Source organism: Acinetobacter sp. WZC-1 (assembly GCF_052544965.1).
Map to the genome: position 1 here is coordinate 2,328,936 of NZ_CP199370.1, position 17,468 is coordinate 2,346,403.

At 47.3% G+C, this 17,468-nt stretch carries 14 protein-coding genes; 6 read left to right on the forward strand and 8 right to left on the reverse strand.

Going from position 1 to position 17,468, the window contains the following annotated elements; all coding sequences use genetic code 11:
* Positions 1 to 143: 143 nt before the first annotated feature.
* Genes ACT6PV_RS10745 through adeK form a run of 4 tightly spaced genes read left to right on the forward strand, consistent with a single transcriptional unit; the run spans position 144 to position 6,702 of the window.
* Positions 144 to 776 carry a phosphatase PAP2 family protein gene (locus tag ACT6PV_RS10745; RefSeq protein WP_445116355.1) on the forward strand — a complete coding sequence of 211 codons (633 nt, stop codon included), beginning with the start codon at positions 144 to 146 and terminating at the stop codon, positions 774 to 776.
* Complete coding sequence (locus tag ACT6PV_RS10750) at positions 776 to 2,047, forward strand: efflux RND transporter periplasmic adaptor subunit (protein WP_445116356.1); 1,272 nt, start codon at positions 776 to 778, stop codon at positions 2,045 to 2,047. The genes ACT6PV_RS10745 and ACT6PV_RS10750 overlap by 1 nt, the downstream gene beginning before the upstream one ends.
* Before the next feature lie 12 nt (positions 2,048 to 2,059).
* Positions 2,060 to 5,236: an efflux RND transporter permease subunit gene (locus tag ACT6PV_RS10755; protein ID WP_445116357.1), complete on the forward strand. Its 3,177-nt coding sequence runs from the start codon at positions 2,060 to 2,062 to the stop codon at positions 5,234 to 5,236.
* A complete protein-coding gene (gene adeK, locus ACT6PV_RS10760; protein WP_445117094.1) occupies positions 5,236 to 6,702 on the forward strand; it encodes a multidrug efflux RND transporter AdeIJK outer membrane channel subunit AdeK in 1,467 nt (488 codons plus the stop codon). Before ACT6PV_RS10755 ends, adeK begins: the two co-directional genes overlap by 1 nt.
* Before the next feature lie 425 nt (positions 6,703 to 7,127).
* Here the strand turns inward: adeK and ACT6PV_RS10765 are convergent, their stop codons facing one another.
* Positions 7,128 to 7,934 carry an SDR family NAD(P)-dependent oxidoreductase gene (locus ACT6PV_RS10765; RefSeq protein ID WP_445116358.1) on the reverse strand — a complete coding sequence of 269 codons (807 nt, stop codon included), beginning with the start codon at positions 7,932 to 7,934 and terminating at the stop codon, positions 7,128 to 7,130.
* A 32-nt stretch (positions 7,935 to 7,966) separates the two neighbouring features.
* Positions 7,967 to 8,635: a hypothetical protein gene (locus ACT6PV_RS10770; protein ID WP_445116359.1), complete on the reverse strand. Its 669-nt coding sequence runs from the start codon at positions 8,633 to 8,635 to the stop codon at positions 7,967 to 7,969.
* 200 nt (positions 8,636 to 8,835) lie between these two features.
* Here ACT6PV_RS10770 and ACT6PV_RS10775 point away from each other — a divergent pair, with 200 nt between their 5' ends.
* Positions 8,836 to 11,730, forward strand: a complete 2,895-nt coding sequence (locus ACT6PV_RS10775) for a valine--tRNA ligase (protein ID WP_445116360.1) — start codon at positions 8,836 to 8,838, stop codon at positions 11,728 to 11,730.
* 74 nt (positions 11,731 to 11,804) lie between these two features.
* Here ACT6PV_RS10775 and ACT6PV_RS10780 read toward each other — a convergent pair whose 3' ends face one another.
* The 6 genes from ACT6PV_RS10780 to lptM form a co-directional block, all read right to left on the reverse strand.
* Positions 11,805 to 12,617, reverse strand: coding sequence for an undecaprenyl-diphosphate phosphatase (locus ACT6PV_RS10780; RefSeq protein WP_445116361.1), 813 nt, complete (start codon positions 12,615 to 12,617; stop codon positions 11,805 to 11,807).
* A gap of 341 nt (positions 12,618 to 12,958) precedes the next feature.
* Complete coding sequence (gene ubiA, locus ACT6PV_RS10785; RefSeq protein WP_445116362.1) at positions 12,959 to 13,843, reverse strand: 4-hydroxybenzoate octaprenyltransferase; 885 nt, start codon at positions 13,841 to 13,843, stop codon at positions 12,959 to 12,961.
* Positions 13,844 to 13,851: 8 nt separating this feature from the next.
* Complete coding sequence (locus ACT6PV_RS10790; RefSeq protein ID WP_445116363.1) at positions 13,852 to 14,388, reverse strand: chorismate--pyruvate lyase family protein; 537 nt, start codon at positions 14,386 to 14,388, stop codon at positions 13,852 to 13,854.
* Between the two features lie 153 nt (positions 14,389 to 14,541).
* Positions 14,542 to 15,387 carry a diaminopimelate epimerase gene (dapF, locus tag ACT6PV_RS10795; RefSeq protein ID WP_445116364.1) on the reverse strand — a complete coding sequence of 282 codons (846 nt, stop codon included), beginning with the start codon at positions 15,385 to 15,387 and terminating at the stop codon, positions 14,542 to 14,544.
* Positions 15,388 to 15,399: 12 nt separating this feature from the next.
* Positions 15,400 to 16,644 carry a diaminopimelate decarboxylase gene (gene lysA / locus ACT6PV_RS10800; RefSeq protein WP_445116365.1) on the reverse strand — a complete coding sequence of 415 codons (1,245 nt, stop codon included), beginning with the start codon at positions 16,642 to 16,644 and terminating at the stop codon, positions 15,400 to 15,402.
* A gap of 34 nt (positions 16,645 to 16,678) precedes the next feature.
* Positions 16,679 to 16,924, reverse strand: coding sequence for an LPS translocon maturation chaperone LptM (gene lptM, locus ACT6PV_RS10805; RefSeq protein ID WP_445116366.1), 246 nt, complete (start codon positions 16,922 to 16,924; stop codon positions 16,679 to 16,681).
* A 207-nt stretch (positions 16,925 to 17,131) separates the two neighbouring features.
* Between lptM and ACT6PV_RS10810 the strand changes: the two genes are divergently transcribed.
* The gene (locus tag ACT6PV_RS10810; RefSeq protein ID WP_445116367.1) at positions 17,132 to 17,422 is read left to right on the forward strand and encodes a hypothetical protein; all 291 of its coding nucleotides are present in this window, start codon (positions 17,132 to 17,134) and stop codon (positions 17,420 to 17,422) included.
* The last annotated feature ends 46 nt before the right edge of the window (positions 17,423 to 17,468 follow it).

A 17,468-nucleotide genomic window follows, 5' to 3' on the forward strand; every position in this document is an offset into this window, starting at 1 on the left:
TTTGTGCAAACTATTAAAAATTTTGAGAAAAGAATTTAGTATCAATTATTCAATATTGCTCACTTGAAAAAAAGTGTACTGACTAGTACACTTTAACACATCATTAATCCCGGATACCGGATTAATATAATCAAGGTTAACTTATGCCTTACTTGATACTTGTAATTGGCTGTATTGGATTAAGTATAAGCAGTATTGGACTGAATATTCCCTATATACAGAAATTAGATGCGTCAGCTGTAATCTGGATGAGCCAGCATCGTTCCACATTTTCTGATGGAATTGCCATTGCTCTGTCCCATATTGGCGGTTTGCCCTCTATATTGCTGATATATGGAATATGGTGCCTGCAACAGATTCACTTAAAGAAGTATACAGGCATTGTATTTGCTGGTCTTGGTATTCTGGGGAGTTCAGCAATCGGCTGGATACTGAAATATCTGGTCAACCGTCCCCGTCCTGATGCTGTTTATCAGATGGTGGAGACCCATGGTGCATCATTCCCAAGTGCACACAGTATTTATGCAGTGGTCACGGCATATTTACTGTTCTTATTTTATAAACATTCCCGGATTAAGATAATTGGCTGTATTGCTGGTCTGTGGTGGTTGGTCATGGGGGTATCAAGAGTTTATCTTGGCGTGCATTTCCCTACGGATGTACTGGCAGGATGGAGTATTGGTCTGATCTGGATAACTATACTCACAGTGGTGTTTCCACACTTTCTGAGTACTGATAAATTATTTTTAGATAAAAATCTAAACGAGGTGAAATAATGATGTCGGCAAAGCTCTGGGCCCCTGCCCTTACTGCTTGTGCTTTAGCAACAAGTATTGCACTTGTGGGTTGCAGCAAAAATACCAATGAAGCCCCGCAAGGTGCTGATGCTCAAAAAATGCCGCCGCCAGAAGTTGGTGTCATTGTTGCTCAGCCACAAAGCGTTGAACAATCCGTTGAACTTTCCGGCAGGACTTCGGCCTATCAGATTTCTGAAGTGCGTCCTCAGACCAATGGTGTGATCCTGAAACGTCTGTTTACTGAAGGAAGCTTCGTGCGTGAAGGTCAGCCTTTGTACGAAATTGATCCAAGTACAAACCGCGCCAGCATGGACAGTGCCAAAGCTGCACTGGTCCGTCAGCAAGCCAACTTAAATGCCCTTCGGGTAAAGACGGATCGCTATCGTCAGCTGATCGGCATCAATGCCGTATCCAAACAGGAATATGACGATCTGGTCGCACAGGTCAAACTTGCAGAGGCCGATGTTGCCGCTTCTCAGGCAACACTGAAAACTGCGCAGATTGATCTCGGTTATTCCACTGTCCGCTCACCGATTTCAGGTCAGTCAGGCCGTTCTTCCGTCACAGCCGGTGCATTGGTTACGGCAAACCAGGCCAGCGCGCTGGTCACCATCCAGCAACTTGATCCAATTTATGTGGATATCAATCAGTCCAGTGCAGAATTGCTTCGCTTACGTCAGCAATTAAGCCAGGGCAGCATTGACCGCAGTAACAACACCAAAGTCCGCCTGAAGCTGGAAGATGGCAGCCAGTATCCGATTGAAGGCAACCTTGCTTTCTCTGATGCCAGCGTAAACCCGGATACCGGCACAGTCACCTTGCGTGCGGTATTCTCCAACCCGAATCATTTACTGCTGCCAGGTATGTTTACCAATGCACAGATTGTACAGGGTATTATTCCAAATGCGATTCTGATTCCACAGGCTGCGGTCAACCGTACCCCGACAGGTCAGGCAACGGCAATGATTGTCAATGCCAAGGGGCAGGTTGAAAGTCGTGCAATTACAACCTCCGGAACCCAGGGTAAAGACTGGATTGTCACTGACGGATTAAAATCCGGCGAAAAAATAATTGTGGATGGCATTGCCAAAGTGAAACCTGAACAGCAGGTTGTTGCCAAGCCATATCAACCTCAGGCAGCACCGCCACAGGGGCCGGCTGCTGAAGGAGCTAAATCCGGAAATACCGGCCAGCCAGCGCAAGCGGCAGAAACAAAACCAGCTGAACAAAAAGCTACTTCAAACACATAAGGAGTAGATAAAATGGCTCATTTTTTTATTCATCGCCCTATTTTTGCCTGGGTGATTGCGTTGGTGATTATGCTGGCGGGTGTCATTACACTGACCCAGATGCCTATTTCCCAGTATCCGACAGTCGCTCCTCCAACAGTCACCATCTCGGCAACTTACCCGGGAGCCTCTGCCTCGACAGTGGAAAACACAGTCACACAGATTGTTGAACAACAGATGAATGGTCTGGACGGCTTGCGCTATATTACATCAAACAGTGCAAGTAACGGTCAGGCAACCATCGAACTGAGATTTGAACAGGGTATTGACCCGGATATCGCTCAGGTACAGGTTCAGAACAAACTCCAGTCTGCAACCCCCCTGTTACCGCAGGATGTCCAGCGTCAGGGTGTAAAAGTCACCAAGTCCGGAGCAAGCTTCCTTCAGGTACTTGCTTTTTACTCGCCGGATAGCAGTATGTCTGCAAATGACATTAAAGACTATGTAAACTCCAACATTTCAGAACCACTCAGCCGGGTTACCGGTGTGGGTGAAATTCAGGTATTTGGTTCTTCCTATGCCATGCGCATCTGGCTGGACCCTGCAAAACTGAACAGTCTTCAGGTCACACCAAATGATGTGGCCAATGCAATCCGTGCACAGAATGCTCAGGTTGCCGTCGGTCAGCTGGGTGGAGCACCTTCAGTTGAGGGGCAGGTTCTGAACGCAACGGTTAATGCACAGAGTATGTTGCAAACCCCTGAACAGTTTAAAAACATTTTCCTGAAAAACACACCATCCGGGGCACAGGTCCGCATTTCTGATGTGGCACGGGTTGAACTGGGTTCTGAGGTTTATCAGTTTGATTCCAAATTCAATGGCAAACCGGCAGGTGGTGTCGCCATTAAACCTGCAACCGGTGCCAATGCGCTGGACACTGCCAAAGCCGTGGAAGAACGACTGGTCGAATTACGCAAGAACTATCCGTCAGGCATGGCAGATACCCTTGCATATGACACCACACCGTTCATTCGTCTTTCCATTGAAAGTGTGATTCATACCCTGATTGAAGCGATTGTATTGGTGTTTATTGTCATGTTCCTGTTCCTGCAGAACTGGCGTGCAACCATTATTCCAACGCTTGCAGTCCCGGTCGTGGTACTGGGAACATTTGCAGTCATTAACGTTTTCGGTTTCTCCATTAACACGCTGACCATGTTCGCAATGGTGCTTGCCATTGGTCTACTGGTGGATGATGCCATTGTTGTGGTCGAAAACGTTGAGCGGGTCATGCAGGAAGAACATCTGGATCCGGTGACGGCCACTGAAGTTTCCATGAAACAGATTTCAGGCGCATTGGTCGGTATTACCAGTGTACTGAGTGCGGTATTTGTTCCCATGGCCTTCTTCGGAGGAACCACCGGGGTGATTTACCGTCAGTTCTCCATTACCCTGGTTACGGCAATGGTCCTGTCACTCATTGTTGCGCTGACATTCACACCGGCACTGTGTACTACCATATTGAGACAGCATGATCCGAACAAGGCAAAGAGTAATAATATCTTTGCGCGTTTTTTCCGCTGGTTTAACAACAGCTTTGAGAACATAGCGGAAAAATATAAAAACGGCGTCAACCGTATGACCCACCACAAAATATTTTCCGGTGTGATCTACATCGCTGTTATTGTCGTGCTGGCCGTTCTGTATAAGGTCATGCCGACTTCATTCCTGCCGGAAGAAGATCAGGGTGTGGTCATGACCCTGGTTCAGTTGCCACCGAATGCAACCCTGGACCGCACCGGAAAAACCCTGGACACCATGACCGATTACTTCATGAATAAAGAGAAGGAATCGGTCCGCTCCATCTTTACTGTTGCCGGGTTCTCTTTTACCGGTATCGGTCAGAACGCAGGTCTGGCATTTGTCAGGCTGAAGGACTGGAGTGAACGGACCACACCGGAACAACAGATCGGTGCAGTCATTCAGCGCGGTATGGCACTGAACATGATTAAGGATGCATCCTACGTCCTGCCACTGCAGTTACCGGCCATGCCGGAGCTGGGTGTCATGTCCGGTTTTGACCTGCAATTGAGGGATGTCTCCGGTCAGGGACATGAAAAACTGATGGCTGCGCGTAATGCAATTTTAGGCATGGCTGCTCAGGACAAACGCCTGACCTCGGTACGTCCGAATGGTCAGGAAGATACATCGCAATATCAAATTACGGTGGATAACGCTCAGGCCGGTGCAATGGGTGTCAGCATTGCAGATATTAACTCCACCATGGGTATTGCATGGGGTAGTTCCTATATCAATGACTTTGTTGACCGCGGCCGTGTGAAAAGGGTTTACGTCCAGGGTGAGGCTGACTCCCGGATGATGCCGGAAGACATGAATAAGTGGTATGTACGTAATAACCAGGGCACCATGGTTCCGTTCTCGGCCTTTACAACCGGTGAATGGAGCTATGGCTCACCACGCCTGGAACGTTATAATGGTATTTCTTCGGTCAACATTCAGGGTACCCCTGCACCGGGCGTCAGTTCCGGTGATGCAATGGCGGCCATGGAGGAAATCATCAATAAGTTACCATCCATGGGCATGCCTGGCTTTGACTATGAATGGACGGGGCTTTCACTGGAAGAACGTGATTCCGGCAGCCAGACGCTTCCACTGCTGATTCTTTCGCTTTTGATTGTATTCCTGTGCCTTGCAGCATTATATGAAAGTTGGTCCATTCCAGTGTCTGTATTGCTGGTGGTACCATTGGGTGTTGTCGGTGCATTTACTTTAACCTGGCTGGGCATGACCATTAAAGGCGACCCAAACCTTTCCTTCAACATTTACTTTCAGGTCGCAATTGTTGCTGTTATTGGTCTTTCTGCAAAAAATGCGATTCTGATTGTGGAGTTTGCCAAAGAACTCCAGGAAAAAGGTGAGGACCTGTTTGAAGCAACCCTGCATGCTGCAAGAATGCGTTTACGTCCCATCATCATGACCACGCTTGCCTTTGGCTTCGGTGTACTTCCACTTGCCCTGGCAAACGGTGCAGGCGCAGGAAGTCAGCACTCGGTCGGTTATGGTGTACTCGGTGGTGTACTCAGTTCCACACTTTTAGGTATCTTCTTTATTCCTGTATTCTTCGTATGGATCCGTAGTATCTTTAAGTACAAACCCAAGCAAACTAATCATCAGGAGCAATCATCGTGATGCATAATATATGGTCTATTCCAGGTCGTAGCATTGCGGTATCGGCACTTGCGCTTGCTCTGACAGCATGTCAGAGCATGCGTGGCCCAGAACCCGTAGCTCAGGCAGGCATTCCAGAAGGTTATTCTGGCAGCGCTTCCGGTACTTCAATTGCAGAACAAGGTTATAAAGACTTTTTCTCAGATCCGCGTTTACTTAAGGTCATTGATCTTTCCTTAGCCAATAACCGTGATTTGCGTACTGCAACCCTGAATATCCAGCGCGCACAGCAGCAATATCAGATTACTAAAAATAATCAACTGCCGACCATTGGGGCCTCCGGAGAGGCACTGCGTCAGGTGACGCCAACCCGTGATCCGAATAACCCCTACTCGACTTATCAGGTGGGATTGGGTGTTACAGCCTATGAGCTGGATTTCTGGGGGCGGGTCCGCAGTCTGAAGGACAATGCACTGGATAATTACCTGGCCACTGCAAGTGCCCGTGATGCGACTCAGATTTCACTGATCGGTCAGGTTGCTCAGGCCTGGTTGAGCTATTCATTTGCCAATGCCAATCTGAAACTTGCTGATCAGACCCTGAAAGCACAGCTTGAATCTTATACGCTCAACAAAAAACGTTTCGATGTCGGTATCGACAGTGAAGTACCTGTTCGTCAGGCACAGATTTCTGTCGAAACTGCCCGCAATGATGTTGCCAACTATAAAACTCAGATTGAGCAAGCCAGAAACCTGCTGGTACTGTTGGTCGGACAAAGCATTCCGGATGATCTGCTGCCTGCTCAGCGTGTGACAAGCATTACCAGTACCACAGCACTGGCTGCCGGCTTACCCAGCGATCTGCTGAACAACCGGCCGGATGTACGTTCTTCTGAATATCAGCTTTCAGCAGCCGGTGCAAATGTGGGTGCTGCCAAAGCACGCATGTTCCCCACCATCAGTCTGACCGGTTCAGCCGGCTATGCCTCTACTGAGCTCAGTGATTTATTCAAATCCGGCGCCTTCCTGTGGTCGGTCGGTCCAAGTCTGGATCTGCCGATCTGGGACTGGGGAACCCGCAGGGCAAATGTGAAAATTTCTGAAACGGATCGGCAAATTGCCTTATCTGATTATGAAAAATCCATTCAGTCTGCTTTCCGTGAAGTCAATGATGCCCTGGCAACCCGCCACAATATCGGTGACCGTCTGCAAGCACAACGTAATTTAGTCGATGCAACCAATACTACCTATAAATTGTCCAATGCCCGTTTCCGTGCCGGTATTGACAACTTCCTGACAGTACTGGATGCACAGCGTTCTTCCTATTCAGCTGAACAGGGCCTGCTGTTACTTGAACAGGCAGACCTGAATAATCAGGTGGAACTGTATAAAACCCTGGGGGGCGGTATTAAAGCCAATACTGCTGATCAGGTGGTTCGGCAACCTTCCACAGCAGAGTTAAGAAACGGCAATACGTCGGCAAATTAGTATTGATCTGTGGTTCATCAAAGCTCACTTCGGTGGGCTTTTTTATGACCTGAACAATGGACTGCCACACTATAGTCAAACCACCTCATTATTCATACATGTAATTTGATTCAAACTTTCAAAACAAAATGTGGCAATAAAAGCTTTTTTATAATCAAATAACTCATTCTCATACAATTGATTTAATTAAAAATATGAATCAAAAAAAATTGTATTCATGTGTATGAGTGTTTTGACAGGTTGACTATACATGACATGATGACCTGAAATGTGTGATCTGAATCCAGGGTGATAGAGAAATTCAGTAAAACAAAACCCGGCATCGGCCGGGTCAGGGAAAAACATGAAAATATTTCAGCAAACAGCCTTCCAGTAATCTACTTTTTGACGGCAACAGATTCAGACTGGAAGATCCATTGCGGCGGCTATTTCACCTTCGTCTTACGAATAACGCCATACAGCATGGATGGTGAAAGACGCGAAATAATCACGCCCATTTTTTCCTTGCTGCCACCAATTACAATATATTCCTTGCCCTTCATCAAAGCTTTAACCGACTGTCTGGCAAAATCCTCGGCCTCCAGACCATTGGCTGTTGCTTCATTGTCATACCCCTGTGCCTTACCCTCTCCATTCAGGGCATTGACAGACACATTGGTTTTGATAAAACCCGGGAAGATTACTGAAACGCCAATACCCTCATCCGCCACTTCTGCCCTCAGACTGTTGGCCCACATATGAATTGCAGATTTTGCTGCCGAATAGGACGCACGGTACTGTGTTCCCAACAGACCGGCCACACTTGAAACATAGGCAATACGGCCTGATTTCTGTTTCAGGAATGTCGGTAATACCAGCTTGGTTAAAAACACCTGTGAAAAGTAATCGATTTCCATAATCGCTCTTTCAGTCTGCATGGTGGTTTCTGAGATTAAGGCACGCTGGCTCAGCCCGGCGTTATTCAGCAACCAGTCAATGCGACCTTTCTTTTCCAGTATCTGCTCATAGGCATGACGCACCTGAGATTCATCGGTAATATCAGCACTAATAGACAGATGACGCTCGGGATTTGCCAGGCTGGCACGTACATTTTCCAGTTCTTCAAAACGGCGTGCCATTAAAATCACTTCAGCGCCACGCGCAGCACATTCGACAGCAATCGCTTTTCCAATACCGGAAGACGCGCCTGTGATCCAGACCACTTTATTTTCCAGACGATCCTGTTTTGCCATTTGTTCATTCCTGCATTTTTTAGAGCCGATGGTTAAGTCGTATTTTTAGGTGCATTGTCCAGAAAATCAAGAAAATGATTAAAAAAACTACTCATTGTCTGTGCATCATATACAGTTCCCAACTGATCAAAACGCTTATATCCCAGCTTTGTTGTGACATTGATCACACCATTCAGGGTTTTATCCACCACCAGGTTAAATTTCAGCATTTTTTTCGGTTCCCGGATCAGACTGGTCACCCCCTGATCCACCACCTGGGTAAATATTTTCAGCGTCGGTGCAACATAACTGTTATCATCCTGTTTCAGATGCCTGACACAATCCATCAGCTCATCAATTACGGCCTGTTCCACCTGGTAGGTCAAATACTGCTGACCATCTTTCTGATACGTCAGTTTTTCCAGATAATTCACCATCGGTGTTAAACGCTCATTACCAAAGAAAGAAACTGACCAGGGCATATATTTGTGTAAGGTTTCCGAGATCTGTTTCAGTATTTTTTCAGACTCCCGGTCACCGGCGCCGGACATTTTTGCCAGCGAACCAAAAACCTGATCAATCACCTCACAGGCAATATCCGCCAGATTTTCACCCAGTGGTTTTGCCAGTGCTGTTTTCTCATTTGCATTCAGTCTGCTGTGAATGTCCTGAAAACGCTGATACGTATCCGGTTTAAGTCTGAGTATAATGGTTTGTGTCATGATTTCGTCCTGAGCTTTGTGCTATGTTCTGAAAAATCGGCAATTCCCGCTGCTGTTTTTGTGTCGGCGTCTGAAATGCCCTGTCCATTTGTGCATTGTGTATGAATTCCCCGAGGAAAGCATTTGCCCAACAGCGCTCATCACAGCATTTTTTTGCTACAATGGATGCAATTTTTTATACACCTCTGGTCTGTTTTACTATGGCTGATTCGGCACAAAATATTGCAACTACCTATGACCCGGCTGAGATCGAAAAAAAATGGTACAGCATCTGGGAAAATAATGGCTATTTCAAGCCATCCGGGCACGGTGATGCCTTCTGTATCATGATTCCACCGCCCAATGTCACAGGCAGTCTGCATATGGGTCATGGGTTTAACAATGCCATTATGGATGCTCTGACCCGCTTTAACCGTATGATGGGTAAAAACACCCTGTGGCAACCTGGCACCGACCATGCCGGTATTGCCACTCAGATGGTGGTTGAACGTCAGCTGGCGGCACAGCATATCAACCGGCATGACCTGGGCCGTGAAAAATTTATTGAAAAAATCTGGGAATGGAAGGAGCAATCCGGTGGCGCCATTACCCGTCAGATCCGTCGTCTTGGTTCATCTGTAGACTGGTCACGTGAACGCTTCACCATGGATGAAGGTCTGTCTACTGCCGTAAAGGAAGTTTTTGTCCGTCTGCATCAGGACGGTCTGATTTACCGCGGTAAACGCCTGGTCAACTGGGATCCAAAACTGCAGACTGCCCTGTCAGACCTTGAAGTCGAATCAGATAAGGAAGAACAAGGTTCATTGTGGCACTTTAAATATTTCTTTGAAGATAAGTCACTTCGTACTCACGATGGTAAGGATTACATCGTCGTTGCAACCACACGTCCTGAAACATTGCTCGGTGATACTGCTGTTGCTGTTGCCCCTGATGACGAACGTTATGCACACCTTACAGGTAAAAATATTATCCTGCCAGTGACCGGTCGTACTGTGGCAATTGTTCAGGATGAGTATGTTGATAAAGAATTTGGTACCGGCTGTGTAAAAATCACACCTGCACACGACTTCAATGACTATGAAGTGGGTAAACGCTGTGGGCTCGCCATTATCAACATTTTTAACAAAAATGCTGAAATCCTGGCTGAGTTTGAATACATTGCCAGAGCGGGTGAAGCGATTTCCAGGGTCATTCCTGCACCGGCAGAATATATTGGTTTAGAGCGTTTTGCTGCACGTAAAAAATTAGTCGAACAAGCTGAAGCTGAAGGCTGGCTCGATCAGATTCAACCCTATACACTTAAACCACCTCGTGGTGATCGTTCCGGTGTTATCGTTGAACCATTACTGACAGATCAATGGTATGTCAGAATTGCGCCACTTGCAGAGCCTGCCATTAAAGCGGTTAAGAATGGCGACATCAAATTTGTACCTGAACAGTACAGCAATATGTATATGGCCTGGATGAACAACATTCAGGACTGGTGTATTTCACGTCAGTTATGGTGGGGGCACCGCATTCCCGCCTGGTATGATGCAGATGGCAATATCTATGTCGGCCGTAACGAAGCAGAAGTCCGTAAAGACAATAAACTGGATGCTGCTGTTGAATTAAAACAGGACGAAGATGTGCTGGATACCTGGTTCTCTTCTGCACTGTGGACTTTCTCCACCCTCGGCTGGACCGGTGATGAGGCAAAGGATCAGGAAAATTATTTCCTGAACACCTTCCACCCGACCGATGTCCTGGTGACCGGTTTTGACATCATCTTTTTCTGGGTTGCCCGGATGATCATGATGACCCTGCACTTCATGAAAAATGAAGACGGCACATCTCAGGTTCCGTTCAGAACTGTCTATGTTCATGGCCTGGTCCGGGATGGTGAAGGCCAGAAAATGTCCAAGTCCAAGGGCAACGTACTGGATCCGCTGGATCTGATTGACGGTGTGGATATGGAAACCCTGGTTCAAAAACGCACCACCGGTTTAATGAATCCGAAACAGGCAGCGAAAATTGAAAAATCGACCCGGAAAGAGTTCCCGGAAGGCATCCAGGCCTATGGTACCGATGCAGTCCGCTTTACCTTCTGTGCATTGGCCAATACCGGTCGTGATATCAAGTTTGATATGAAGCGGGTTGAAGGCTATCGTAATTTCTGTAACAAAATCTGGAATGCCACCCGTTTCGTCATGATGAACTGCGAAGAGCAGCCGATTGGCCAGACGGCACGTCCTGACTTATGGGAACTGCCTGAACAGTGGATCATGAGCCGGCTGCAAAAAGCAGAAGCCAGTGTGCATCAGGCATTTGCAGGCTATCGACTCGATCTGGCAGCACAGGCAATGTATGACTTCATCTGGAATGAATACTGTGACTGGTATGTAGAGCTGACCAAACCGGTTCTGAATGATCCGGAGGTTCCTTCTGAGCGTAAGGCGGAAGTGAGGCGTGTACTGCTGGCGGTGATGGAAGCATCGCTGCGCCTGGCCCATCCGATCATGCCATACCTGACTGAAGAAATCTGGCAGACACTGGCGCCAATGATTGGTCTGGGGGGTGACACCATTATGACCGCACCCTATCCGGTTTCATCACCTGAAAAGATAAATGAACAGGCCGAAGCAGACATGCAGTGGTTACAGGGCTTAATTGGTGCGGTACGTAACATTCGTGGTGAAATGGGGCTGGGCAATGCACGTCTGTTGCCGGTATTGCTACAGAACACCACCGATGCAGAGAAAGCGCAGATTTCCCGTATTGAGCCCTTGTTTAAAGCATTGGCCAAAGTGGAAAGCATCAGCTTTCTGACTCAGCAGGAAACACCACCCCTGTCTTCTTCTTCTGTAGTGGGCCACGCCTCTGTGCTGGTACCCATGAAGGGACTGATTGACCCGAAAGCAGAACTGGGCCGTTTGCAGAAGGACTTTGATAAAGTTCAGAAACAGCACGACCAGATTGCCGGGAAACTGTCCAATGAAGGTTTTGTCAGTAAGGCACCAGCAGCGGTGGTTGACGGTGAAAAAGTGAAACTGGCAGAATTTGCTGATCAGTTAGCAAAAATCAAAGCGAATATGGACCAGATCGCTGCGCTTTAAGGCATCACCTGTCATCACAAATTCCTCCAATAGCATCAGGGGCTGAAATCAGCCCCTGATTTTTTGCCACTCATTTACTGAAAACTGAGAAAACCACCTGCAAATACCACCAGAATAATGACGCCAAAGATAATCCGGTACCAGGCAAACACTTTCAGCGTATGCTTTTCTACAAAAATAACCAATGCCCTGACTACAAATAACGCCGCAATAAATGCCGCAATGAAACCCATCGCAATATTCAGTAAATTGCTTTCCGTCAGACTGCCGGCATTACGAATCAGGTCAAAAGTCGCTGCGCCCAGCATGGTTGGCATGGCCAGGAAAAATGAAAACTCAGTCGCCGCTTTCCGCGACAAACCGGCAAACATCCCACCGATAATGGTGGCACCCGAACGGGAAGTTCCAGGAATCATGGCAACACACTGCGCCAGCCCCACCAGAATGGCCTGTTTAAAGGTGATTCGGGTTGACTCTGTCGTGGTGGCTTCAAACTGCCGCGATTCGGCCCAGAAAATAATCAACCCGCCGGTAATCAGGGCAATTGCAACCACAATGGGGCTGAACAATACTTTTTTAATAAAATCGACCGCCAGCACCCCAATAATCACCGCAGGAATAAACGCCAGAATCACACTCAGGGCAAAATGCCGGGCTTCGGCATCCTGACTGAACAACCCCTTTAACAAATCAAAGATTTTTTTTCGGTACAGCCAGCACACCGCCAGAATCGCTCCCATCTGAATGACGACTTCAAAGACACGACCACTGTCTGAGTGGAAATTGATCATCTGACCAAATAAAATCAGATGCCCGGTGCTGGAGATCGGTAAAAATTCGGTTAATCCTTCAATTAACCCTAAAAAAAATGCCTTTAATAATTCCATAGATCAACTCAATGCAAATGCTGGATGCGATGTGAAAGCCCTGTATAACAGAGGGAAATAATATGCTTTGCATTGCAATTTTCAATCTGAAAATAGTTACATATGTAACAACAACTTGCTTTTAACCCCAGGCCATCGTACGCACCATTTTTTCTGTAGGATAGATTTTTTTAAGGTTCTGATTTATATAAAATAAAGAAAAAATCTTGACAGTTGATCCAGACCTGCCATCAACTGCTGTGCAATTAACAGGCAGACCAGGGCAGGATCATGCAAAAACCTGAGCATGACACGATGCCCATGCATTTCATAGCTACGCAACATTCAAAGCCATGCAACATTCAAAGCAGTGCTATAAAAATGCCCACAAAAATGATCAGGCCAATCCAGCGATTATGCCGGAATGCCCAGAAACAGCGCTGCGGATCACGATCACGGGTTATATAGCCCTGATATATAAAGTCTGCAACCACCACCATCAGCGCAAGCATGCCATAAGGAAATAAAAGCTGTTCCCGATATAGTGCTGTACCAATCAACAACACACTGATGGCCTGTAACATGCCAATGATCTGAATGTCATACTGACCGAATAAAATTGCAGTGGATTTCACCCCGATTTTCAGGTCATATTCACGATCAGTAATTGCATACTGAGTATCATAGGCCATCGTCCAGGCCAGATTGCCCAAATACAGCAATGCACAGCTCAGATCCGGTTCTGCGCCCACTGCGGTATAAGCCATTGGAATGGACCATGAAAATGCAGCCCCCAGAAAAACCTGCGGCAAATGCGTATAACGTTTCATGAACGGGTAAATAAAGGCCAGCAGCAAAGCGCCAAATGACCAGTAAAAGGTCTGTATCGGTAAAAAAAACAGTAAGCAGGCACTTGCTGTAATCAGAATCAAAAATACACCAATCGCTTCCCCGGCACTGATCACCCCGGTGGCCAACGGACGTTCACGGGTTCTTGCCACATGAGCATCCACCTTGCGGTCTGCAAAATCATTGATTGCACAACCTGCAGCCCGCATAAAAAGAACACCCAGCAGCATGATGACCAGAACCTTAAAGTCGGGCATCCCCTTTGCTGCAATCCACATAGCCCACATAGCTGGCCAGAGCACTAATTCTGTTCCAATGGGTTTATCAAAACGGCACAGATGAGCATACGCAATCAAACGTTCACGCCATGTCACTGTATTGGTCACTGGATTTACCATGCCTGTTCCTAATTGTCCGATCGGTCGATGTTCTGCGTTGCAAGCCGCTGTTTTTCGGTCTGCTGCTCTGCAATAAACTGCTCAAAAGCAGGCAGGAATGTTTCCTGTACAATAAACTTACAGCCATGCCACACATAACAACTCTGACGGGTCCATCCTTCATCCAGCAGCATGACACGCCGCTCAAACTGCGGCCAGGTCCGCTGAAACAGGAACCGGCCAATCGGTTGCTCGCCGATATGGGGGAACAGGCGTGCCCGGCGCTGAAGACTCAGAATCGGAAAAATACTCCTGGCACGAACCCAGGGCTGTTCACTGCTGCCGTACAGATCACTTTCACGCACCCAGGAAGTATGCTGATGCGGCATCTGCAGCCACTGACTGTCCATAAACGTCAGACGCTGAAATCGCTCTCCGGTCAGCTGAACCCGAAACACACCATGGGCCAGTTCTGTCAGCTGCTGCGTCAGGGAACCGGATGCATATAACCAGGTCCTGAGCTCAGGACTCAAATTCTGCTGCTGTATCGGTTGCCGTCTGCGCATAAGCTACTCACCTAGAAACCCGTTTCCAGTCGGACCAAAATACCCTGCTGAATAATGCAGGGCATTCAGATGATTATTCCCATGTCAGGAACAGAACGGATCATCATGATAAAGCTCCCGAACCATCAGGGCTTTCAGTATTCATTCTGAACGTCACCCCTGGAAATAACGTAAATCCAGGCGGCCTTCATAAACAGTTGCCGTCGGGCCAGTCATCCACACCACGCCGCCTTCCTGCCATTCAATCTGCAGTTTCCCCCCCGCCAGTTCAATGTCCACCGAGCTGGCCAGCAAACCACGGCGCATCCCTGAAACAGCAGCAGCACATGCTCCCGTTCCACATGCCAGTGTTTCACCGACACCCCGTTCAAACACACGTAAGCGGGCATGTTTTTCATCCATAATCTGCATGAATCCGGCATTCACATGCTGAGGGAAACGTTCATGTGCTTCAATCTGCGGGCCAAGTGTTGCCACATCGGCAGTCAGCACATCCGGCACAATGGTCACCGCATGCGGATTTCCCATATTGACCACATCAATGCTCAGTTTTTTAGCATCCGCCAGCACAATGTCATATAGATTTTCGGGTTCATCTGCAATAAATGGAATCTCTTCCGGTAAAAATTTTGGATAGCCCATGTTGACGCGGACTCTGCCATCTGCTCCAAGCTCAGGCTCGACAATTCCGGCACAGGTCTGCACCCTGAACCGGGTTTTATTGGTCAGATGACGATCATGCACAAACCGCGCAAAACAACGTACGCCGTTACCACATTGCTCAACTTCAGAACCATCAGCATTGAAAATACGATATTTAAAATCGACATTGGGAAAATCAGGCGGTTCAACAATCAATAATTGATCAAAACCAATGCCAAAATGACGGTCTGCCATACGCTGGATGATGGTTTTATCCAGATGTATGCGCTGGCTGATTGCATCAATGACCATGAAATCATTGCCCAGACCATGCATTTTTGTAAATTCAAGTAACATTCTGAATGACTCCTATGGCAATAAATATTCATTTTCCCAGAGTGATTCGATCGTTTCGCGCTGACGAATCAAATGTGCCTGGTCAGCATCCACCATCACTTCAGCGGCACGGCCACGGCTATTGTAATTTGAACTCATGACAAAACCATAGGCACCGGCCCCCAGCACAGCCAGATAATCATTTTCACGAATGGCCAGGTCACGCTCTTTCCCCAGGAAATCGCCGGTTTCACAAATGGCCCCGACCACGTCCCAGCATTTACTGTCCACTGCTGCCTGCTGTATCACCGGCTGAATATCCATCCACGCTTCATACAGCGACGGGCGAATCAGATCGTTCATGGCAGCATCAATCACTGCAAAATTACGATAACTGGTTGGCTTCAACAAATCCACCCGGGTCAACAGTACACCGGCATTGGCCGAAATGCTGCGGCCAGGTTCCATATAAACCTTTAAACCCAGTTTTTCCAGTGCCGGCCGCAGTGCACTGGCATATTCCTGAACCGTCGGCGGTATTTCGTCCTTATAGGTCACCCCAAGTCCACCACCAATATCGATATGTTTCAGCTGGATTCCCATGTCCTTCAGCTGATCAATCATGCTGATGACCCGATCCAGCGCATCGACAAAAGGCTGGGTTTCGGTCAGCTGTGAACCAATATGACAGTCAATGCCAGTCACTTCAAGTGCCGACAATGACGCGGCGTATTGATAGGTTGCAAGCACCGCATCGGACGGAATACCAAATTTATTTTCCTTTAAACCGGTCGAAATATAGGGATGTGTCCCTGCATCGACATCCGGATTGACACGTAACGATACCGGCGCTTTCAGCCCCATTTCAACAGCAACCTGCTGAATCCGGTCCAGCTCTGCATGTGACTCCACATTAAAACAGGCAATCCCGACCTCCAGGGCTCGCCGGATATCGGCTTCTGTTTTCCCCAGTCCCGAAAACACAATTTTTGCCGGGTCGCCACCGGCGGCCAGCACCCGTGTAAGCTCTCCGCCTGTGACAATATCGAAACCTGAACCCAGACGGGCCAGTACATTCAGCACTGCAATATTGGAATTGGACTTCACCGCAAAGCAGATCTGGTGGTCAATAAAATCAAAGGCCTGATCCATCTGTGAATAATGTTTTTCAAAAGCAGCCTTTGAATAAACATAAAGTGGTGTGCCAAATTGCTGTGCCAGCTGTTGCAGCGAACATTGCTCTGCATGCAGGGTCCCTTGAATTCGGGTAAAACTCATGAATCTATCCTTTCAATGACAACCGGCATCCGGATTAATCTGTGCCTGTCTCAGATGCAGCTGATTGTTCTGCACGGTCTTCTACTTTTCCTTCCACTACTTTTGCTTCTGCTGCTTTTTGCTCTGGCTGAACTGCCTGTTGCTTATTTGAATAAAGCAAATATTTTGCCCTATCGTCATGATTCGGATCATTTGGCAGCTGTAAAGCACCCGACTGGCCACAGCCACTCATCACCAGCGTCGTTGTAAGTAAACTCATGCAGCACATGACAAAACGCATCTGACCACCCTAAAAATTAAATTTCAGGCAGTATAACCCTGATTGGGGCTGGCATTGAAGTATTAAAAACAGGAGATGTGGCCGCTTATGACGATTCTTCTCCTGATAGCTCCTCTCAAATAATTCCTTCCATCATGCTACTCCACATCAAACTTCTGCACATAAAAAAACGCCAGTCGCAGACTGACGTTCCCGGGAATATGTACGATGCATACTGATGGATATGTTCAGCATTCATTTTTGCTTTGGTCTGTAAAAACCAAAATATCCAATCGCCAGGATGATGAGCCATTCTCTACGGATTTTGTAATATTTCCGTCTGGCATTGTATTCATTCTTCCGGTCGTTGAATCTGGAAAAATTAGCTCAACTTACCGGAAAAATAAAAAAATATTTGCCCGGACTTTTTATTTTTTATTTATTTTTTATACAGTTAAATCACATAAATCCAAAAAAACCACCATGCTTCTCTCCTGCTATAAAAAAACAATATTGTAATACTATTCCATTAATGCTCTATTATAGACGGGTCACAGATTATTCC